Genomic DNA, 23,028 nt, shown 5'->3' with positions numbered 1-23,028 from the left:
AAATAGCAGTGTAAGAATATATGTCAAATGCTAATGATTATCTTTTGACTGAAGGCAAAGTAGTAGAGAATGGAGAGTCTGCTGCCGGGCTAGGGCAGCGCTGCCACTAATTTTCTTCTGCAGCTATCCGTCATTGACCCTATGAAACGGGATTGCCACGCATCCCAATGACCCGCCTGGTGCGGATAATCGAATAGGTGCAGATATGACGGATACCTTCGAACGCCCGGTTTCCATGGCTGCGGCCCTGATGCGTCGGGCTGCCATGCAACCGGATCGGTTGGCGCTACGCTTTCTTGGCAGTGATGACGAAGAGGTGCTGAGCTACCGTCAACTGGACCAGCGGGTGCGGATCATGGCTGCAGCACTGGCGCAGCGAGCCGCACCGGGTGATAGGGCCGTTCTGTTATTCCCCAGCGGCCCGGACTATGTGGCGGCGTTCTTTGCCTGCCAGTATGCCGGGGTGATAGCGGTACCGGCCTATCCGCCGGAGACCAACCAGGCACAGCACCTCAAGCGCCTGGTGTCGATCGTCGACGATGCTGAGCCAGGGGTGATTCTCACCACCGCCGGGTTGACCGATTCATTGCAGGAGCTGGAAGCAACCTTGGGCAGCAGGCTGCCGACACTGTTGGCGGTGGACCAACTGGATCCAGCTCTGGGTGGTGGGTGGCAAGGGCCTCAGGTACCAGCCGATGCGGTCGCTTTTTTACAGTACACCTCGGGCTCCACTGCGATGCCGAAGGGGGTGCAGGTCAGCCACGCCAATCTGGAAGCCAACGAATGGTTGATCCGCCAGGGTTACGGGATTGGCGAAGATGACGTGATTGTCAGTTGGCTGCCGTTGTACCACGACATGGGACTGATCGGTGGGCTGTTGCAGGGGATCTACAGCGGTGTGCCGGTGGTGCTGATGTCACCGCAATATTTCCTTGGGCGGCCTGTGCGCTGGCTGGAGGCAATCAGCCGCTATCGGGGCACCGTCAGTGGCGGTCCGGATTTCGCCTACCGCCTGTGTCAGGAGCGTATTGCCGAGAGCAAGTTGGCCGGGCTTGACCTATCCTGTTGGCGGGTCGCCTTCTCCGGTTCAGAGCCTATCCGTCAGGATAGTCTGCAAGCATTCGCTTCAAGGTTTGCGTCCTGTGGTTTCAGCTCGGAGTCCTACCTGGCCAGCTACGGTCTGGCCGAGGCAACGCTGTTTGTCACTGGTGGCCGACCGGCGCAGGGTATTCCCGCCTTGTCGGTTGACGCCGCTGCGCTTGCCGTCAACCGCGTGGAACCCGGCGAGGGCTCCATACTGATGAGCTGTGGCTGGGAACAGCCACAGCATCCGTTGCTGATTGTCGATCCACAAACCAGGGAGGCGCTGGCCGACGGTCGGGTAGGTGAGATCTGGTCGAGTGGTCCGAGCATTGCGCAAGGTTACTGGCGCAACCCGCAGGCGAGCGCGGATACCTTCGTTGAACGTGATGGCCGCACGTGGCTGCGTACAGGTGATATGGGCTTTCTCCATGCCGGTGAGCTGTTCGTCACCGGGCGGCTCAAGGATTTACTGATTATCCGTGGCCAGAACCTCTACCCTCAGGACATAGAGCGCAGCGTCGAGGAACAGGTTGAGGAGGTTCGCAGTGGCCGGGTGGCGGCGTTCCCAGTGGTGCAAGAAGGGCGAGAAGCGCTGGGTATCGCGGCCGAAATCGGACGCAGGGTCGCCAGGCAGGTGCCGCTCGAAGAGCTGATCCAACGTATCCGCGAAGTCGTATCCATGGCCCACAACGAGGCGCCCAGCGTTATTGCACTGCTGGCACCCGGCACTCTGCCGAAAACCTCCAGTGGCAAGCTTCAACGCTCGGCCTGTCGGAGCCTGCTGGAGGCTGGTGAGCTGGAAACGCTGGCTCTGTATCCTGATGAGAAGGCGGCGGCCACGCCGCTACTCGGCACCGTCAACACCGTTGAAGGGTGCATCGCCGGGCTTTGGCGCGAATGCCTGAAGATCGAACGTCTGGCGGCCGACAGTCACTTCTTCGCCCTGGGCGGCAACTCCATCCAGGCTATCCAGATGATCGCCGAATTGCGCGACACACTCGGCGTCGAGCTTGAGTTGCGCACCCTGTATCAGGCGCCGACGCTGAATGGTTTTGTCGAGGCGGTAGAGCGCCTGCTGGCCTTGGGTGAGGTGCCCGTTTCCGCTATTCCGCGCATGCCACGCGATCGCAGGCTGCCGCAGTCGGCAGCGCAGAATCGCCTGTGGTTTCTCTGGCAGCTGGAACCGCACAGTGTTGCCTACAACATTCCCGGTGGCTTGCGTCTGCGTGGTGAACTGGACGAGCAGGCGCTGCAGCGCAGCTTTGCGACACTGGTCGAGCGTCACGAGTCGCTGCGCACCACCTTCTTCGCAGAAGATGGCATCGGTTTTCAGCGTATCGGCGCGGCCGGCGACTGGACCCTGCTGCGTGATGATCTCTGCGCGTTGCCGGAAACGCAGCGCGTGGAAAGAGCGCAGGCGATCCGCGAAGAGGAAGCCCACGCTCACTTCGACCTGGAACACGGGCCGCTGCTGCGCGTGCGCTTGGTGAACCTGGACGAGCAGGAACACCTGCTGCTGGTGACCTTGCACCATATCGTTGCTGACGGCTGGTCGCTGGGGCTGCTGCTTGATGAGTTCGCCCGGCTCTATGCCGCTCATGTCCAGGGCCAGGCGCCAGCGCTGGCGGACCTGCCGATCCAGTACGCCGACTATTCGGCCTGGCAGCAGGACAATGGCGATCGCTACGCGGCGCAGCTGGACTACTGGCGCGCCGAGCTGGACGGTGAGCGTGAACCCCTTGCGCTGCCGCTGGACCGGCCGCGTAGCGGCAAGGACTCGCCCGCTGAGCGCCTTGCGCTGCGCCTAGACAAGCAGCTCGGTGAGCGCTTGCAAAGCCTGGCCAAGACCCAGGGGGCGACGCTATTTGCGGTACTGCTGGCGGCATTCCAGACCCTGTTGCACCGCTACACCGGTCAGGCCGACATCCGCTTGGGTGTGCCCAATGCGAACCGGCAGCGGTGGGAGGTACAGGGGCTGGTTGGTTTCTTCATCAACACCCAGGTGCTGCGTGGGCAGCTAGATTCGCGCCAGTCGTTCGTCGATGTGCTGGAGGCCGCCCGACGCACGGTCGAGGGCGCGCAGGCCAACCAGGATCTGCCGTTTGAACAGGTGGTTGAGGCGTTGGGCGGCACGCCGCTGTTCGAGGTGATGTTCAATCACCAGCAGCGCAGCCTGGAGGCGCTGCGCCGCCTGCCGGGCCTGCACGCCGAAGAGCTGCCCTGGAATAGCCGCGAGGCCAAGTTCGACCTGCAACTGCACAGCGAGGAATATCACCAGGGACGTATCCGCCTGGCCTTCGACTACGCCAGCGAGCTTTTCGAGCGCGCCACCATCGAGCGCCTCGCTACGCATTTCGTACGTCTGCTGGAGTTGCTCGGCGAGAGCCCGGAGCGTGCCATCGGCGAACTGCCCCTGCTCGATGACATGGAGCGCCAACAGCTGGACGAATGGGGGCGGCGACCGGAAGAGCCGGCCAAGGTTCTGCTGCCGGAGCTGCTCAGCGCTCAGGCGGGCGCGACGCCGGGAGCCATCGCGCTGATTGCTGGCGAGACCATCCTGGATTACGCCGAGCTGGAGCGCCGCAGCAACCGTCTGGCCCATCGCCTGCGTGCGCTGGATGTCGGGCCGGAGACGAGGGTTGGTCTGCTGGCCGGGCGTGGCGTGGAGCTGACGCTGGCGTTGCTGGCCGTGGTCAAGGCCGGCGGGGCCTATGTGCCGCTGGATGCCGATTACCCGAGCGAACGCCTGGCCTGGATGATCGAGGATAGCGGCATGCAGCTGCTGCTGGGACACCGTAGGGTGCTGGAGGGACTGGAGCTGCCGCCTGAACTGACGGCGTTGGCATTGGAAGAGCTGGAGGCCAGCGACTACCCGCAAACGCCGCCCGCCTTGGCGCTGGATGCCGACAACCTGGCCTACGTGATCTACACCTCCGGCTCCACCGGCAGACCCAAGGGCGTCGGTGTCTGCCATGGCGCGCTCAGCGAGCGGCTGCACTGGATGCGCCGGGAATACGCGTTGGATACCTCGGATGTTCTGCTGCAGAAAGCGCCGCTCGGTTTCGACGTATCGGTCTGGGAATGCTTCCTGCCGTTGATTGCCGGCAGCGGCCTGGTGCTGGCCGCCGACGGTGAGCATCGCGATCCACGCCGTCTGGCGGAGCTGGTCCGGATGCACGGGGTGACCTGTCTGCATTTCGTACCGCCACTGTTGCAGCTGTTCATTGAGGAAGAGATCGCCGGGGAGTGCCACAGCCTGAAACACCTGTTCTCTGGCGGCGAAGTACTGTCCGGCGAACTGTGCCGGCGCGTGCACGAGCGGCTGCCGCAGGTGGCGCTGCACAACCGCTACGGACCGACCGAGACGGCAATCAACGTCACCCATTGGCGTTGCAAGGCTGAGGAGCGCGCGCGGGTGCCGATCGGCCGACCGCTGGCCAATGTGCTCTGTGAACTGCGCGACAGCGAGCTGGAGTTGGCAGCCGCCGGCGCGGTGGCCGAACTGTGGCTTGGTGGCAGCGGGTTGGCACGGGGCTACCTAGAACGACCGGCGCTGACCGCCGAGCGTTTCGTGCCGGATGAGGATGGCACGCGACTGTATCGCACTGGCGACCTAGCGCGCTGGTGCGGTGACGGCGTCCTGGAGTTTCTCGGTCGCATCGACGAGCAGGTCAAGCTGCGCGGCTTCCGTATCGAACTGGAGGAAATACGCGCGCAGTTGCTGGCGCAACCGGCGGTGCGCCAGGCTGCGGTCCTGCTGCGCGAGGGTGCGGGTGGTTCGCAACTGGTCGCTTACCTGATCTGCGACAGTACGGAGGAGGATGCCAGCCTGAACGAGCGGCTCAGGCGAGCGCTGGCCGTCAACCTGCCTGACTACATGATACCGGCCCAGTTCGTGCGCCTTGATGCGATGCCGCTGACGCCAAGTGGCAAACTGGACCGCAGGGCCCTGCCCGAGCCGGACTGGCGGATGCGCGTATACGTTGCCCCGGTCACTGAACACGAACAGCGTCTGGCAGCTATCTGGCAGGAGGTACTGGGCCTGCCACGTGTCGGTATGGCAGATGACTTCTTCGAGCTGGGCGGGCATTCGTTGCTGGCCACCCGCATCGTCTCACGGGTACGCCAGGCGTTCGATATTGACCTGCCGCTACGCAGTCTGTTCGAGGCCAGCCGTCTGGACAGGTTCGCCGCCGAGGTGACCCGGCTTCAGGTTCAGGGCGCACGTGACACCTGGGGTGTGATCGAGCGCGTCGACCGTGATCAGCGTATCCCGCTGTCGCATTCCCAGCAGCGCATGTGGTTTCTCTGGCAGCTTGATCGGGAGAGCCCGGCCTATAACGTAGGCGGCATGGCGAGACTGAACGGCCCACTGGATGCGCAGTGCTTTGAAGCCGCTCTGCAGGCATTGATCCAGCGCCATGAGACCCTGCGCACCACTTTCCCCAGTAGTGATGGCAAACCCTGGCAGCGGGTGAGTGGGCAGTCCGATGTGCGTATGCAACAGCTGGATATGTCCAGACTGTCTGCAAGCGAGCGAGAGGCGCGTTTGCAGGCGGTGGCCGATGAGCATGCACACGATCCCTTTGATCTGGAATGCGGACCGCTACTGCGTGCCTGCCTGGTCAGGGCCGGTGAGCAGGAACACTATCTGCTGCTGACCCTGCACCACATCATCACTGAAGGCTGGGCAATGGACGTGTTTGCCAGCGAGCTGGGCACGCTCTACGAAGCGCTGCTGGAAGGGGGCGAGTTGCCGCTGGAACCGCTGCCGGTACAGTACCTGGACTACAGCCAGTGGCAGCGCCGCTGGCTGGATGCTGGCGAGCGCCAACGTCAACTGGATTACTGGCGTGGTCAGTTGGGTGAGGAGCATCCCCTGCTGGAACTGCCCAGTGACCGACCACGGCCGCCGGTGCAGACCCATGGAGGCGGGTTGTACCGTTTCGAGCTGGCCCCTGAGCTGGCCGCACGGGTGCGGGATTTCAACGCAGCCCACGGGCTGACCCTGTTCATGACCGCGACCGCTACCCTGGCGACCTTGCTGTATCGCTACAGTGGTCAGGGCGATCTGCGCATTGGCGCGCCAGTGGCCAACCGTATCCGTCCGGAAAGTGAGGGGCTGATCGGTGCGTTTCTCAATACCCAGGTCGTGCGCTGCCGGCTGGACGGGCAAATGAGTGTCTCCGAACTGCTCGAGCAGATGCGCGACACTGTCATTGAAGCACAGGCCCATCAGGATCTGCCGTTCGATGAGTTGGTGGAAGCCTTGCAGCCGAAACGCAGTGCGGCGCACCATCCTTTGTTCCAGGTGATGTGCAACGTGCAGCGTTGGGCCTTCCAGCAGACCCGGCAGTTGGCTGGAATGACCGTCGAATACCTGGTCAACGACGCACGGGCGACCAAGTTCGACCTCTACTTGGAGGTGACCGACGTTGACCAGCGCCTGGGATGCTGCCTGACCTACAGTACCGACCTGTTCGACGAGCCGCGTATTGCACGTATGGCAGAGCACTGGGTGCGCCTGCTGACCTGCATGATTGAAGCACCGCAGCAAAGGCTCTGCGAACTGTCGATGCTGGCCGAAAGCGAGCCCGTCACTCTGGTTGAGGCAGCCGGGGAGTATCCGCTGGATGCCTGCCTGCATGAGCTGTTCGCCCGCCAGGCGGCGGCGACACCGGATGCGCCGGCGCTGACATTTGCCGGGCAGACCCTGAGCTATGGCGAACTCAACAGGCAGGCCAACCGCTTGGCCTATGTTCTGCGTGAACGTGGCGTCGGGCCTGAGGTACGTGTTGGCCTGGCGCTGGAGCGCTCTCTGGAGATGGTCGTTGCCATTCTGGCGATCCTCAAGGCAGGCGGTGCTTATGTACCGCTGGATCCTGAATACCCGCTGGAACGCCTGCATTACATGATCGAGGACAGTGGCATCGGTCTGCTGCTCAGTCATGAAGCACTATTCGAGGCCCTGGGCGAATTGCCCAGCGGAGTAGGGCGATGGTGCCTGGAGCAGGAATGGCGGGCGCTGGAAGGTTATGACACTGGCGAGGCGGTGTGCAGCAGTCTGCCACAGCATCTGGCCTACCTGATCTACACCTCCGGCTCCACCGGGAAGCCCAAGGGAGTGGCGGTATCCCACGCTGAGATCGCCATGCACTGCCGCGCCGTAATTGAGCGCTTCGGCATGCGTGCCGACGACTGCGAGCTGCACTTTTATTCAATCAACTTCGATGCGGCTACCGAACGCCTGTTTGCAGCACTGCTGTGTGGCGCCCACGTGGTACTGCGGGCTCAGGGGCAGTGGGATGCGGAGTCGATCTGCGGGCTGATTCGCCAGCATCAGGTGAGCATTCTGGGCTTTACGCCCAGTTACGGCAGTCAGCTGGCCCAATGGCTGGGGACACAGGCTGATTCGCTGCCGGTACGCATGTGCATTACCGGTGGGGAGGCGCTGACCTTCGAGCATGTGCAGCGGATTCGTGCCGCCTTTGCACCAGCCTATCTGTTCAATGCCTATGGGCCAACTGAAACTGTGGTCATGCCAATGGCCTACCAGGTGCCGGAGCAGTTGCCTACGGCGGGTGCAAGCATACCCATCGGCAGCCTGGTCGGCGGGCGTAGGGGCTGCATTCTCGATGCCGATCTGGCCCCGCTGCCAGTCGGTGCTGCCGGCGAGCTGTATCTGGGCGGGGCGGGGTTGGCGCGTGGTTATCACCAGCGTCCTGGCCTGACCGCCGAACGTTTTGTGCCCGACCCGTTTGACCGTGCCGGAGGGCGGTTGTATCGCACCGGAGACCGAGTATGCCAACGTGACCTTGATGAGCAGGGTAATGGCCCGCTGGAGTACCTCGGGCGTATTGATCAACAGGTGAAGGTGCGCGGCTTCCGCATCGAACTGGGTGAGATCGAAGCCTGTCTGCGCGAGCATGTGGCAGTGGCCGATGCGGTGGTACTGGCCGTGGATACGCCTGCCGGTACGCAATTGACTGCCTATCTGGCTAGGCTGGATACCGACAGAACACCGGCAGGGGACACAGACCTGCGTGAGTCGCTCAGGGCGCAGCTGCGTACGCAGCTACCGGACTATATGGTACCGGCGCACCTGATACTGCTTGATCGCCTGCCGCTGACGCCCAATGGCAAGCTGGATCGCCGCGCCTTGCCAGCGCCGGATACCGAGCAGCGACAGGTCTATCAGGCTCCACGCGACGAACGTGAACAGGCGCTGGCCAGGATCTGGGGTGAAGTGCTGAACGTCGAACGGGTTGGCTTGGATGACAACTTCTTTGAGCTGGGCGGTGACTCGATCCTGTCTATCCAATTGGTCAGCCGGGCGCGTCAGGCGGGCATCCACTTCAGCCCGCGTGACCTGTTCCAGCACCAGAGTGTGCGTGCCCTGGCCGCTGCAGCAGGTAAAGCGCTGGCAACCAGCGCGGATCAGCAACCGCAGCATGGTGCCACCGTGCTCACACCTATCCAGCGCTGGTTCTTCGAGCAGGGCCTGATTGATCCTCGGCACTGGAATCAGTCGCTACTGCTGGCTCCGCGTGAACGGTTGGACGCAACGCTGCTCGCGCGCGCGCTGCGCTGCCTGAGCGTGCACCATGACGCTCTGCGCCTGGCTTTCCGTCGGATTGACGGCAACTGGCAGGCAGAATACCGACCCATCAACATGGCTGACGAAGCGCTGCTCTGGCAAGCCAGTGCGGAGGACTGCCTGGCGCATTTCAAGGAGGCCCAGCGTAGCCTTGATCTGGTTCGTGGTCCGCTGATGCGCGCGGTACTGGTCGAAGCGGAGCAGGGCAGCCAGCAACTGCTGTTGACTATTCATCACCTGGCGGTCGACGGCGTATCCTGGCGGGTGCTGCTGGAGGATCTGCAGGCGCTGTACCGGCAACTGGCTGCAGGTCAGGCACCGGTGCTGCCTGCACGAACGCATGCGCTACGCGACTGGGCTGTACGTCTGGAACAGTATGCTGCCAGTGAGCCGCTGCGTGAGGAGCTGGCCTGGTGGCAAGCGCATCTGGCAGAGGCTGACTCGGAGTTACCCTGTGATCGCGTCGTTACAGATGAGCGCTATTGTGAAGCGCGCAGCGTCAATCTGGTACTCGACGCTGAACTCACCCGACAACTGCTGCAGCAGGCGCCGACGGCCTATCGCGCGCGGATCGATGAACTGTTGCTGACCGCCCTAGCTCGTGTGCTGTGCCGCTGGAGTGGGCATAATTCTGTGCTGGTGCAGTTGGAAGGGCATGGTCGAGAGCTGCTGTTCGATGACATCGACCTGACCCGCACGGTAGGCTGGTTCACCAGTGCCTACCCGCTGTGTCTGCGCCCGGCGGCTGATCCGGCACAGGCCATCAAGGCGATCAAGGAACAGCTGCGCAGCGTGCCGCACAAGGGACTTGGCTACGGTGTACTGCGCTACCTGGGTGATGCCATCAGCCAGGCTGCGATGCGCGCATTGCCGCAGGCGCGGATTACCTTCAACTACCTGGGTCAGTTCGATCAGCAGTTCACCGACGACGCGCTGTTCCAGCCGCTCGACGCCGACACTGGTGCAGCCCATGCCCAGGACGCGCCGTTGCCCAACTGGCTGACGCTGGACGCCCAAGTGTATAGCGGCGAATTGCGCATGCGCTGGACCTACGGCATGGGCCGCTATGATGAAAACACCGTGAGTGCGCTGGCCGAATCTCTGGCCGAGGAGTTGCACCAGTTGGTGGGGCACTGTCTGAGCGAAGGTGCTGGTGGCGTTACTCCCTCGGACTTCCCGTTGGCCGACCTCAGCCAGGCCCAGCTGGACGCCTTGCCCGTACCTGCGGCAGATATAGAAGATGTCTACCCCCTGAGTCCGATGCAGGAAGGCCTGTTGCTGCATACCTTATTGGAGCCGGGTACGGGTATCTACTATATGCAGGATCGCTACCGGATCAACAGCGAGCTTGATCGGGAGCGTTTTGATCAGGCTTGGCAAGCCGTGGTGGCACGCCACGAGGCATTACGGGCGTCGTTCTGCTGGGACGCTGGCGAGCGCATGTTGCAGATCGTGCACAAGCCGGGGGCACTGCGCATCGATCATCTGGACTGGAGCACGCTGCCCGAAGAGGACCATGAAAAACGTCTGCAAGCCCTGCACCGTGCCGAGCGCGAAGCCGGTTTCGACTTGCTGCATGAGCCACCATTCCACCTGCGCCTGATTCGCCTGGGGGAGGCGCGCTATTGGTTCATGATGAGTAACCACCACATCCTCATTGATGCCTGGTGCCGGGGCCTGCTGATGGGCGACTTCATGGAGATCTATGCGGCCCTCGGAGAAGGCCGCTCACCGAATCTGCCCACTGCGCCGCGCTATCGTGACTATATGACTTGGCTGCAGAGTCAGGATCTGGATGTCGCACGCGTCTGGTGGCGTAACAATCTGCATGGCTTTGAGCGACCCACCTTCATTCCCAGTGATCGTCCGCTGCTGCGTGAACACACCGGTGGCATGCGCGTGGGCGACCTGCATGCCCGGCTGGATACGGAGGCGAGTACCCGCCTGCGCGAACTGGCTCAGCATCAGCAACTGACGGTCAACACCTTCGCCCAGGCTGCCTGGGCCCTGGTACTGCACCGTTACAGTGGTGAGCGTGATTTGACCTTTGGCGTGACCGTAGCTGGTCGGCCACTGGATATGCCGCAGTTGCAGGATACCGTCGGCCTGTTCATCAACAGCATCCCGCTGCGCCTGCAGCTGCCCGATGTTGGCCAGCCGGGCTCGGTACGTGACTGGCTGAGCGACCTGCTGGAGTGCAACCTAGCGCTGCGTGAGTACGAGCACCTGCCACTGGTACAGATCCAGGAATGCAGCGAGCTACCCAAGGGCCAGCCGTTGTTCGACAGCCTGTTCGTGTTCGAGAATGCACCGGTGGACAGCACCGTTCTGGCCCGTGCCCAGGGGTTGCAGGCACGTTCCGAGTCGGGGCGCACGCATACCAACTACCCGTTGACGGTGGTCTGCTACCCGGGTGACGAGTTGGGGCTGCACCTGTCCTACGATCAGCGCTACTTTGATGAGTCCACGGTGGAGCGCCTGCTCGGTGATTTCAAGCGGCTGTTGCTGGCGCTGGTGGACGGCTTCCACGGCCAGCTGGATCAATTGCCGCTGCTGGCATCCGGGGAACGTGAGTTCCTGATCGAGGGCTGCAACCGCAGCGCCCGCAGCTACCCGCTGGAGCAGGGCTATGTGCGGCTGTTCGAGCAGCGGGTGACAGCCCATCCGGAGCGTATCGCCGCGCGCTGCCTGGGCGAGCAGTGGTCTTATGCTCAGTTGAATACCAATGCCAACCGTCTGGGGCATGCGCTGCTCGCTGCCGGTGTGCAGGCGGACCAGCCTGTGGCACTGCTGGCCGAGCGAGGGCTGCCACTGCTCGGCATGATGGTCGGTAGTTTCAAGGCCGGCGCCGGCTATCTGCCGCTCGATCCCGGACATCCGCTGGAACGCCAGCGCCATATCCTGACAGCGAGCCGGGCGCAGGTGTTGGTCTGCAGCGCCGAATGTGCGGCGCAGGCCCCCATGCTGCTGGACGGACTCGATTGCCAGCCACAGCTGTTGATCTGGGAAGATGTACAGGAAGCTGGCTGGCCAGTGGCCAATCCTGGCATCTACAGCGGGCCCAGCAGTCTGGCTTATGTGATCTATACCTCCGGCTCCACCGGATTGCCCAAGGGGGTGATGGTCGAGCAGGCCGGCATGCTCAATAACCAGTTGCCCAAGGTTCCTTACCTCGGGATGGGTGAGTCGGACGTCATTGCCCAGACCGCCTCGCAATGCTTTGACATCTCCGTCTGGCAGTTTCTTGCCGCGCCGCTGTTTGGTGCCAGTCTGGACATCGCGCCGAATAGAATTGCCCATGATCCGCACGCGCTGATGCAATGGGTGCGCGAGCGTGGCATCAGCGTGCTGGAGAGCGTGCCTGCGGTAATCCAGGGGCTGCTCGGCGAGGAGCAGGGCGATCTCGGCAGGTTGCGCTGGATGTTGCCGACGGGCGAGGCCATGCCACCGGAGCTGGCGCGGCAATGGCTGCAGCGCTATCCGGATATCGGGCTGGTGAATGCCTATGGCCCGGCCGAGTGCTCGGACGATGTGGCCTTCTTCCGTGTCGATCAGGCCTCCACCGAGGGCAGTTATCTGCCGATCGGCATGCCCACCGACAATAACCGGCTGTACCTGCTGGGGGACGACCTGCAGCCGGTACCGACGGGGGCGGAAGGCGAGCTCTACGTCGCCGGCACCGGTGTGGGGCGCGGTTACCTTGGCGATCCGGCACGCACGGCCCAGGCCTACCTGCCAGATCCCTTTGCCGCGCAGCCCGGCGAGCGTCTGTACCGCAGCGGCGATCTGGCCCGACGGCATCCCGATGGCCTGCTGGCGTATGTTGGCAGGGTCGACCATCAAGTGAAGATTCGTGGTTTCCGTATCGAGCTGGGTGAGATCGAGGCGCGCCTGCACATGCAGGATGATCTTTGTGAAGCAGCGGTGAGCGTGCATGAAGGGGCCAACGGCAAGTACCTGGTGGGCTACCTGGTAGCCGATGACGCGGCGCTGGCGGCAACGTCTGCGGCGAGCGGTGAGTGGATCGAGTCTGTCAGGCAACGCCTGCGTGCCGAACTGCCGGACTACATGGTGCCAGCGCATTGGCTGCTGCTGGAGCAGTTGCCGCGCAACGCCAACGGCAAGCTCGATCGTCGCGCGCTACCCGAACCCGAACTGGGCGTGGCATGCACCCAGGCCTATCTGGCACCGCGCAGTGAGCTGGAGCAGAGCCTGGCGGCGATATGGGCCGAGGTGCTGAAGGTCGAGCGGGTCGGCGTACATGACAACTTCTTCGAGCTGGGCGGGCACTCGCTGCTGGCTACCCGCATTGCTTCGCGGCTGCAGAAGAGCCTGCAGCGCGATGTGCCGCTTCGAGCCATGTTCGAGTGCAGCACGGTGGGCGAGCTGGCCAGCCATATCGAGTCGCTGGAAGACAACACGCTGACCGAACACAAGGCCAGCCGTCTCGATGACTTGATGTCGCGGCTGGAGACACAGTGATGGGGTGCACAACGCGCAGTACTACCAATCAACGCTTGCCACGGAGAGTGGAATCATGAGCATCGCGATAGTGAAAGAACCGGCGGACACGGCGGACGAGCTGCCCCTCTTCGGATTCGACGACAATCCGTTGCTGGCCCGGCAGAGGCAACAGGAGTCGAATGCCCGCAGTTATCCGCGGCGCATTCCACTGGCACTCAAACGCGCCCGTGGCATCCATGTGGAAGATATCGAAGGTCGGGTGTTCATCGACTGCCTGGCCGGTGCCGGCACACTGGCGCTGGGGCACAACCATCCGGTGGTGCTGGCGGCGATCCGGCAGGTGCTGGATGATGAGTTACCGCTGCATACCCTGGATCTCACCACGCCGGTCAAGGACAGGTTTGTCCAAGACCTGTACGCGGTACTGCCGCCGAGCTTTGCGGCCAGGGCCAAGATCCAGTTCTGCGGGCCCACCGGGACCGATGCGGTGGAGGCAGCACTCAAGCTGGTACGCACCGCCTCCGGATGCAGCACCATCCTGTCCTTCCAGGGCGGTTACCATGGCATGAGCCAGGGCGCGCTGGCGCTGATGGGCAACCTCAAGGCCAAGACGCCGCTGGGCTCGCTGCTCAATCATGGGGTGCAGTTCCTGCCGTTTCCCTATGACTATCGATGCCCATTCGGCCTCGGCGGGCAGGCCGGCGTCGAAGTGAACCTGCGTTATATCCAGAACCTGCTGACCGACCCGGAAAGTGGTGTGCAGCCACCGGCGGCAATCATCGTCGAGGCAGTGCAGGGGGAGGCGGGGGTGATCCCTGCCGCGAATGCCTGGTTGCGGGGCCTGCGCAAAATCACCTCGAAGCTGGGTATCGCGCTAATACTCGACGAGATACAGACCGGGTTTGCCCGCACCGGCAAGCTGTTCGCCTTCGAACACGCCGGCATCGTGCCGGACGTGGTGGTGCTGTCCAAGGCCATCGGTGGCAGCCTGCCATTGTCGGTGGTGGTCTATCAGGACTGGCTGGATGTCTGGGAGCCCGGCGCCCATGCCGGTACCTTCCGCGGCAATCAGATGGCCATGGCCGCCGGCTCGGCGGTGATCCGGCATATCCAGCAGCATGAGCTGGCGCAGCACGCGGAGCAGGTCGGCCAACAACTGCGTGAACGCCTGCAAGAGATACAGCAGGCCCATCCGCAGCTGGGCGATGTGCGCGGACGCGGCTTGATGCTCGGTGTGGAGATCGTAGATCCGGCCGGAGAGCGGGATGCGCTTGGCCATCCACCGTACCACCCGACGTTGGCTGCAGCCATACAGGGCGAATGCCTCAAGCGGGGCCTGATCCTCGAACTGGGAGGCCGCCATGGCAGCGTGGTGCGCTTCCTGCCGCCGCTGATCATCACCCATGGCGAAATAGACCGAGTGGGAAGGATCTTCAGCCGAGCGGTAACGGCGGCGGTGCGCCATTTTCATGGTGCAGGCTAATTTTCCCGGCACCTGATACGTCTTCAGAATAACGCCCCTCGGGGTTCACACCACGGAGAGAAAGCATGACCTCAGTATTTGATCGTGAAGACATCCTGTTCCAGGTCGTCGTCAACCATGAAGAGCAGTATTCCATCTGGCCGGACTACAAGGAAATCCCCAGGGGCTGGCGCAAGGCTGGCAAGAGCGGCTTCAAGAAGGAATGTCTGGCCTATATCGAAGAGGTCTGGACTGATATGCGTCCGCTGAGCCTGCGTCTCAAGATGGACGAAATGGCCAGAGAGCGTGAAGCGGCTGCGGCGAACTGAGGTCGATGATCGTGCCTAAACTGAGCCTCTACTGCCTGCCATACTCGGGTGCCAGCGCCACGGTCTACAGCCGTTGGCGTCGGAGCCTGCCGGACTGGCTGGACGTGAAGCCGGTGGAGCTGCCGGGGCGGGGTGCCCGCCTCGGTGAGCCGCTGCAGACTGATATGCATGCGTTGGCCAGAGCGTTAGCTGAGGAACTGGTACCGCGTCTGGAGGAACCATATGCGCTGTTCGGGCATAGCCTTGGTGCGCTGATGGCCTACGAAATGGCCCACGCCCTGCGCACGCTCGGCTGTTCGGCGCCTTTGGCCCTATTTGCCTCGGGTACCGCCGGGCCGACCCGCCGGGAGGACTACAAGAAGGACTACTCCCAGCCAAAGGAGGATGCGGAGCTGATCACTGAGCTGCGCGACTTGCAGGGTACGCCAGAGGAAGTGTTGGCCAATAGGGAGCTGATGGAGTTGACGCTGCCTATCCTGCGCGCCGACTTTCTGATGTGTGGTCTTTATCAGCATCGAATACGTCCGCGGCTGGAACTACCGATCCATGTGCTGGGCGGTAAGCAGGACAAGAGCAGCATGGAGCAGCTGATGGCTTGGGAAGAGGAAACCAGCCGCAGTTTTTCGCTGGATATGATCGACGGCGGGCATTTCTTCCTTCATGAGCAGGAAAGCAAAGTGCTGAGCCTGATCAGAAAGAACCTGTCGGTTCACCTGCGCCGGGCGCATGGCCGACATTCACATACCGCTCTGGCGGTAGGGGGTTGAGATAAACCATGAGCGAGCTGTTGAGCTTTGATATTCAGCCATTGTTGGCAGGCAAGGGTGAGCTGCCAATGCTGGTGCAGGCACCTGAGCCGGGGCTGAGCTTGCTGGAGAGCTTCGCCGAACTGAAACCACGGGTTGATCAGCATCTGCTCCAGTGTGGCGGCATTCTGTTTCGCGGCTTCCGGGTCGGTGGAGTTGAGGCTTTTCGGGAGTTTGCCGCCGCCTTCGGCCATCCACTGCTGAATTACGAGTTTGGCTCCACGCCGCGCAGCAATGTGACCAGCGGGGTCTATACCTCGACCGAGTATCCAGCCCACCAGAGCATTCCACTGCATAACGAGCAGGCTTACACGCTCGAGTGGCCGATGAAGATCTGGTTCTACAGCGTCATCCCGGCCGAGACCGGTGGTGAAACACCCATTGCCGACAGCCGGGAAATCTATCGGCGAGTACCAGCACGCATCCGTGAGCGGTTCGTGGCAAAAGGGTTGATGTATGTGCGCAACTACGGCAATGGCCTGGATGTCGCCTGGGAACAGGTGTTCAACACCGAGGATCGTCAGGCAGTAGAAGCCTACTGCCGTGCCCATGCCATCCAGTGCGAATGGAAGGACGATGGTGAGTTGCGCACCCGGCAGATCTGCCAGGCGGTGGCCTGTCACCCGGTGACCCGGGATGTGGTCTGGTTCAACCAGGCCCACCTGTTTCATATTTCCAACCTGCAGCCAGAGGTGCGTGAAAGCCTGCTCGACGTGGTAGACGAAGAAGACCTGCCACGCAATGTCTACTATGGCGACGGAACGCCGATCGAGGATGGCCTGCTCGATGAGATTCGCGGTGTGCTGGATGACTGCACCATCAGTTTCCCCTGGCAGCAGGACGACGTGTTGATGCTCGATAACATGCTGGCCGCCCATGCGCGCTCACCTTTTACCGGCAAACGCAAAGTGGTAGTGGCCATGGCCGATGGGTATTCGGCAAGCCCAATGAATGCGCAGTGAAACCCCGGGCCATCTTTATCTCTTCTGGTTTCCTGATTCTCATTCGTCTTACCCGGTTCACATCGTCATCTGCTGCCACTGCGTTGACATGTCCTGATGACAGAGAAGACTGACAGAGGATCATATGAAAGAAAGTTTCCGCCAGAGCATGGCCTGGCTGCACACCTGGGTCGGCCTGGTTGCCGCCTGGATATTGTTCTTTATCTTTGTCACCGGCACGGCAGGTTATTTTCAGTATGAGATTACCCGCTGGATGCAACCGGAACGGCCGCTGCAGCAAGCTGCGGCGGTGGCTGACAAGACGCAGATGATCAACCTGGCCATGAACCGCCTGGAGGCGGTGGCGCAGAACGCGGAGCATTGGAGCATTACCTTTCCGCATCGGCCTCAGCCCTACCGGGGCGAGTTCCGCGACTTTTCCATCAGTTGGAGTGACTTGCCCGAAGAAGGTCACGAAAGAGGCCTGCGTGGCGCGGAAACCCTCGACCCACAGACCGGCGCGGTAGTGCAGCCGGTCGAGGTGCGGGAAACCGGCGGTGGTGCCTTGCTATACCGGATGCACTACGCGCTGCACTATATGGACAGGCTCCTGGCCTACCGCCTGGTGGGTATCTGCACCATGCTGATGCTGGTGGCGATCATCAGCGGGGTCATCGTGCACAAGAAGATCTTCAAGGACTTCTTCACCTTTCGCCCGAACAAGACCCAGCGCAGTTGGCTGGATGCGCATAACGTCATCAGCGTCATGGCCCTGCCGTTCTTCCTGATGATCACCTACAGCGGTTTTCTGTTTTTCACTACCAGCTATATGCCGGCAGTGCGGGATGTGATCTACGGCACTGACCAGATGGCAACTACCCGCTATTTCGATGAGCTGTTTGAACGGGAAGAGCATGAGCACCTGCCGGTGGTGCGGCCCCGGGCATCCGTATCTTCCATGCTGGCCGAGGCTGAAACACGCTGGGGCAGCGAGAATATTGCTTCCATTCTTATCCAGCACGATGCCGGGGAGGAGCCCCGGGTTGAGATTCAGCATCTGCGCCCCAGCAGCCTGGGCACCGTTGCCGCGGAAAAACTCACCTTCCATGCCCATACGGGTGCCTTGCTCGCCAACGAGCCGGATACTGAACGCTCCGCCGCGCTGAAGACCCAGGGCATTTTCTTTGACCTGCATGAAGGGGTATTTGCCGGTATCGGTCTGCGCTGGCTGTATTTCGTCTCCGGGCTGCTGGGTTGCGCGATGATCGGCACCGGGCTGGTGCTGTGGGCCTCCAAACGCCGCAAGAAAGCCGCCAACCCCGGTTTTGGCCTGCGGCTGGTGGATGCGCTGAATGTCAGCACCCTGGTTGGCATGTGCGCTGGCGTGGCGTTCTATTTCTGGGCCAATCGTTTGCTGCCGGTGGATATCGCGGGCCGCGCCGGCTGGGAGGCCAATGCGCTGTTCTTTATCTGGGGGCAGGCGCTGCTATATGCCTGGCTGCGTAATGACACCCGCCGAACCTGGATCGAGTTGTCCTGTTTTGCTGCATTGGCCTATGTGCTGGTGCCGCTGATCAATTGGCTGACTACGGATAAACACCTGGGCGTGACCCTGCCAGCGGGTGACTGGGTGCTGGCTGGGTTTGATCTGGTCATGTTCGGGCTGGCAGCGGCTTTCGTAGTGATCGCGCTCAAGGTCAGCAAGCATTGGCCCGTTGCGGCGGTCAACGACAAGCGCACCAGGCAGGCAGCACTGAGCGCACAGGAGGTCGTGTAATGGCCAAGGCAACGGCTTCCCTGTCCATGGCGTACCGTCTGCATGTTGCCTCGCGGGTGCTGGCGGCGCTGGCCTGCTACGGGCTGACTTCACTCATCAGCATCGTGCTGGCACTGATCTGGCCCATTCCCCAGGCCCAGGCGGTGCTGTCGTCGATCATGCTCAGCTTTGCCATCTATGCGGTGTTGATCATGTGGGTATTCAGCGTCAAGAGCCTGCGCACCATATGGCTGACGCTGGTTGTCAGCAGCGCGCTGTTCGGCCTGCTGGCCTGGATGCTGTTGCCGGAGGCAGGTGTATGACGCAGCTGTATGTAGCGGTTCTCAGCCTGGCCGGCTTTATCTGCCTGATGCTGGCCATGCCCAAGCACTTCAGCTTTGTCACCCAGGCGACCCAGGGCGCTCGGCAGAAATATGTCCTGCGTGTTGCCGGCTGGCTTGTCCTGTTGCTCGCCGCCTTGTTGGCCATCCAGCACTGGGCCTTTGATGTCGGGCTGGTGGTCTGGCTGGGCTGGCTGTCGGTAGCAGGCGTGGCGTTGGTGTTTTATCTGCCTTACTGGCCGTGGCAGCCTGAAGTCAAACAGCGTCCGCCCCGCAAGGTGGCCAAGGACGAGGAAACAGCCCCGCCCCCGGCCAGACAGCCGTGGCGACAGGCGGCCATTGCCGGTTGCATGCTGCTGGTGCTCGGAGTCGTCGGCTGGCAATACCTGCAAGTACCGGTAAAGCCCTTGCTGCGCGAGGATGTCTACCACGGCCGCATAGGCCCCTGGGACTATACGCTGGCCGAGATAAATACCGATGCGCCGGAGGTGGAAGCCCTGCAACTGGGAGTCAAGGAGTTCCTGATCCGCTTCTGCGACAGCTGCAATGCGGAAATCCGCGTTGCCTACCTGAAAGTCCGCGAACCCCGCACCCTGCGCTCTGCCGGAATGAGCTTTCTCGGTAATCGGGAGCGCTACATCGAACTGGCGATACCGCCCAGGGCCACCCCGGAGGATGGCTTGTGGCTGACCGTGGTCGGCAAGACAGGCGAAGTATTCCAGCAGCGCCTGGAGTTTGAACAGGTTTCACCGGGCATGGCCGAATTCATAAGGAAACAATCATGAATATGAATAAAGTGATCGCAGGTTTCACCCTCCTTGGTGCTGTGCTGACCAGCTCCGCTGCCTGGGCGCATGTGCCGGTGTCGCGCTGCGCCGTGCAAGCGGACAACTGGGTCGAATGCCAGACCCGCTATGACGATGACTCCATAGCAGCGGATATCCTCATGGGCTTGTACGCCTACGACAACACGCTCATGTCATCGGGCCGATCGGATATGAAGGGTGTGTTCCGCTTCAAGCTGCCCGATGAACCTTTCTATCTGCTGATGGATGCCGGCCCCGGCCATGTGTTTGAAGTGGACTGGCAGGATATAGACGGCATCAACCGGCAGTTGTTTGCCATCGGCCACACATTCTAAGCCGGGTACTGTCATGAGTAATGGCCGCAGGGCGCTGTACGCAGGCGGGTTGGTTGTGGTTGCTGGCCTTATTGGCGGGTTCTGGTGGTGGAGCAGTCAGCCCGTCACCGAATACCAGACCGCACAGGTCAGCAAGGGAAATATCGAGTCGTCGGTCAGCGCGGTGGGTACGGTGCAGCCACGTGAGTTTGTCGATGTCGGGGTGCAGGTCAGCGGGCAAGTCACCCGTCTGTTTGTGACACCGGGTGATGAGGTGAAACGGGGTGACTTGCTGGCCGAAATCGATCCCAGCATTCTGCAGGCCAGGGTGGACGCCGGGCGTGCGCAACTGGCCATGCTCGAAGCGCAGTTGCAGGAGCGTCAGGCGCAGGTGTTGCTGGCCCAGCAGCAGGATGCGCGTCAGCAGCAACTCATGGCCCAGAATGCTACATCGACAGAGTTGGCCCAGACCGCCCACGCCGAGTATGCGGTGGCCCAGGCAAGGGTCAGGCAGTTGCAGGCTTCTATCCAGCAGACCAGCTCCGAGCTGAAGGCCGACGAGGCCACCCTGGGCTATACGCGTATCTATGCGCCCATGTCCGGTACCGTGCTGACGGTCGATGTAACCGAAGGCCAGACGCTGAACGCTACCTATCAGACCCCGCCGCTGTTGCGGCTGGCGGATCTCTCGGTCATGCGGGTACAGGTCAAGGTGTCCGAAGCGGATATCCATCTGATTCGGGCCGGGCAGGAGGTGCGTTTTGCCACCTTGGGTAATACCCGGCGGCACTGGTTGGGGCAGGTAGCCCAAGTGTTGCCCGCACCGCCGGTCAGTGCGGAGGAGGATCAGGTCAAAGCAGTGATGTATAGCGTGCTCTTCGATGTGAATAACCGGGACGGCGCGCTGATGCCGGGCATGACCGCCCAGGCGGATTTCATCATTGCCCAAGCGGATAACGTGCTGGTCGTGCCGGTTAATACGGTTGACTATGAGGACGCGCAACCGGTTGTGCATGTGCTGAATGCGGCGGGTCAACCGGAGGTCAGAGCCGTCCGGCAGGGGCAGCTGGATCGCATTCATGTGGAGATTACCGATGGCCTGCATGAGGGGGAAACCCTCATTGTGCGGGCGATTCAGCATCCGCGCCGGAGAGACAGCTGGTGACGGCACTGATCTCATTACGGGATATCCGCAAGCATTATGGCGGGGACAAGGGCGTGCCCCGGGTTGACGTGCTCAAGGGCATCAATCTGGACATCCAGGCGGGTGAGTTCATTGCCATCGTCGGGGCATCGGGATCGGGCAAGTCCACCCTGATGCATATTCTCGGCTGTCTGGATCGCCCGGTATCCGGGCGGTATCTGTTTGCCGGCCAGGATGTTGCCACGCTGGATGACGATGCACTGGCCGCCCTGCGGCGCGAGGCGTTCGGCTTTGTGTTTCAGGCGTACCATCTGATTGCAACGGAAAGCGCCCGGGAGAATGTCGAGATACCGGCGGTGTATGCCGGTCTTCCAGAGCAGGAGCGTCGGCGACGCTCGGCGCGCCTGCTAAGCCGGCTGGGTCTGGCCGAGCGTATGGACAACCGCCCTAATCAGCTGTCCGGCGGCCAGCAGCAGCGGGTATCCATTGCCCGGGCGCTGATCAACGGCGGCAGCGTTATCCTCGCCGATGAGCCTACCGGGGCGCTGGACTCGGCCAGTGGCACTGAGGTCATGGCCCTGCTGACCGAACTGGCCGATCAGGGGCATACCATTATCCTGATTACCCACGACTACAAGGTGGCCGCCCAGGCGCGTCGGGTGGTTGAAATGAGTGATGGCAATATCATCGCCGACAGCGGTTCAGCCCAACCACAGGAGCAGAGCGGGGCAGCGCAGCCCGCCTCCTTGCCCTCGGCAGCGACGGGGCAGTCGCCGTCACTGCCGGGTGAACTGCTGGATGCCTGTCGTGCCGCCTGGCGGGTCATGTGGGCCAACCGTTTTCGTACCCTGTTGACCTTGCTGGGCATCATCATTGGCGTGATGTCGGTCATTGTCATGCTGGCGGTGGGCGAGGGTGCCAAGCAGCAGGTCATCCGGCAGATGAACAACATGGGCCCGAACATGATCTATGTCGGTTCACGCTCGCCGGTCACCGGCGGGCCTCTCGGTGTATTGACCTCGGACGACTTTGCCACCATCGAGGCCTTGCCCGAAGTGCTGCAGGTCATGCCGATCCTGCGTGATCCGGCGCTGATTCGGCATGGCGAGGTCAGTCAGCACTACGAGGTACTGGCCACCTCGGAGATCATGCCGCAGATCCACCGCTGGCCGGTGCAACTGGGGCGCTTTTACACCGCGGAAGAGAACCGCGAGATAGCGCCAGTGGTGGTGCTCGGACATCAGGTCTGGCAGACCCTGTTTCCCAATGGGGATAACCCCCTGGGGAGCAAGGTCCTGGTGCAGGACGCTCCCTATGAGGTGGTCGGGGTAATGAGCGAAAAAGGCGCGGATTCGGGTAACAATTCCCCCGACAGGCAAGTGTTCATGCCCCATCAGACCGGCGTGGTACGGCTCTTCCCGAAGCTGCGCGATGAAAGCTACGCCACCATTGAAGTGGTCAACAGCCACTGGGTCAAGGCTGCCGAAGACAAGATAAGAAACCTGCTGCTGCAGCGCCACGGACGTGAGGATTTCTGGGTGAATAATGCCGGCGCGCGCCTGCAGGCTGAAATGAGTACGCGTAACAGCATGACCCTGATGCTGGGCCTGATTGCGGCCATTTCGCTGGTGGTCGGCGGCATCGGTGTGATGAACGTCATGCTGATGACCGTCCGCGAGCGCACCCGGGAAATCGGTATCCGGGTCGCTACCGGCGCCCGGCAGACGGATATCCAGCGCCAGTTCATTACCGAATCCGCCTTGATCTCGTTAATCGGTGGTGTGGCCGGTGCCGGCCTGAGTCTGCTTATCCTGCTCGGTTTGCGCCTGGCCGAGGTGGCGGTGGCGCCCTCGCTGGTGGCGTTCGCCGGGGCCATTCTCTGTGCCCTGGCCACCGGCTTGCTGTTCGGTTTCATGCCAGCCAGACAGGCCGCCCGGCTTGATCCGGTCGTGGCACTGGCAGGGGATTGAGGAGATTATTGAAAT

At 62.2% G+C, this 23,028-nt stretch carries 11 protein-coding genes; all 11 read left to right on the top strand.

Annotation, left to right across the window (positions count from 1 at the left end; all coding sequences use genetic code 11):
- Positions 1 to 205: 205 nt before the first annotated feature.
- Positions 206 to 13,162, top strand: coding sequence for a non-ribosomal peptide synthase/polyketide synthase (locus INT39_RS21255; RefSeq protein ID WP_193075971.1), 12,957 nt, complete (start codon positions 206 to 208; stop codon positions 13,160 to 13,162).
- A 55-nt stretch (positions 13,163 to 13,217) separates the two neighbouring features.
- Positions 13,218 to 14,627, top strand: coding sequence for an aspartate aminotransferase family protein (locus tag INT39_RS21250; protein ID WP_193075970.1), 1,410 nt, complete (start codon positions 13,218 to 13,220; stop codon positions 14,625 to 14,627).
- Positions 14,628 to 14,692: 65 nt separating this feature from the next.
- The gene (locus INT39_RS21245; protein WP_193075969.1) at positions 14,693 to 14,935 is read left to right on the top strand and encodes an MbtH family protein; all 243 of its coding nucleotides are present in this window, start codon (positions 14,693 to 14,695) and stop codon (positions 14,933 to 14,935) included.
- A gap of 5 nt (positions 14,936 to 14,940) precedes the next feature.
- A complete protein-coding gene (locus INT39_RS21240) occupies positions 14,941 to 15,702 on the top strand; it encodes an alpha/beta fold hydrolase (RefSeq protein ID WP_226944954.1) in 762 nt (253 codons plus the stop codon).
- An 8-nt stretch (positions 15,703 to 15,710) separates the two neighbouring features.
- On the top strand, positions 15,711 to 16,703 hold the full coding sequence (locus tag INT39_RS21235; RefSeq protein ID WP_193075967.1) for a TauD/TfdA family dioxygenase: 993 nt from the start codon (positions 15,711 to 15,713) through the stop codon (positions 16,701 to 16,703).
- A gap of 124 nt (positions 16,704 to 16,827) precedes the next feature.
- Positions 16,828 to 18,459 carry a PepSY-associated TM helix domain-containing protein gene (locus INT39_RS21230; RefSeq protein ID WP_193075966.1) on the top strand — a complete coding sequence of 544 codons (1,632 nt, stop codon included), beginning with the start codon at positions 16,828 to 16,830 and terminating at the stop codon, positions 18,457 to 18,459.
- The gene (locus tag INT39_RS21225) at positions 18,459 to 18,761 is read left to right on the top strand and encodes an iron transporter (RefSeq protein WP_193075965.1); all 303 of its coding nucleotides are present in this window, start codon (positions 18,459 to 18,461) and stop codon (positions 18,759 to 18,761) included. Before INT39_RS21230 ends, INT39_RS21225 begins: the two co-directional genes overlap by 1 nt.
- Positions 18,758 to 19,564, top strand: a complete 807-nt coding sequence (locus tag INT39_RS21220; protein ID WP_193075964.1) for a DUF3325 domain-containing protein — start codon at positions 18,758 to 18,760, stop codon at positions 19,562 to 19,564. The genes INT39_RS21225 and INT39_RS21220 overlap by 4 nt, the downstream gene beginning before the upstream one ends.
- Positions 19,561 to 19,920, top strand: coding sequence for a hypothetical protein (locus tag INT39_RS21215; RefSeq protein ID WP_193075963.1), 360 nt, complete (start codon positions 19,561 to 19,563; stop codon positions 19,918 to 19,920). The genes INT39_RS21220 and INT39_RS21215 overlap by 4 nt, the downstream gene beginning before the upstream one ends.
- A 13-nt stretch (positions 19,921 to 19,933) precedes the next feature.
- A complete protein-coding gene (locus tag INT39_RS21210) occupies positions 19,934 to 21,064 on the top strand; it encodes an efflux RND transporter periplasmic adaptor subunit (protein WP_193075962.1) in 1,131 nt (376 codons plus the stop codon).
- On the top strand, positions 21,058 to 23,013 hold the full coding sequence (locus INT39_RS21205) for an ABC transporter permease (protein ID WP_193075979.1): 1,956 nt from the start codon (positions 21,058 to 21,060) through the stop codon (positions 23,011 to 23,013). The genes INT39_RS21210 and INT39_RS21205 overlap by 7 nt, the downstream gene beginning before the upstream one ends.
- Positions 23,014 to 23,028 lie beyond the last annotated feature (15 nt).

This window comes from Pseudomonas sp. FME51 (assembly GCF_014897305.1).
Note: the sequence above shows the minus strand (reverse complement) of the source record. Positions and strands in the feature narration are given on the sequence as shown.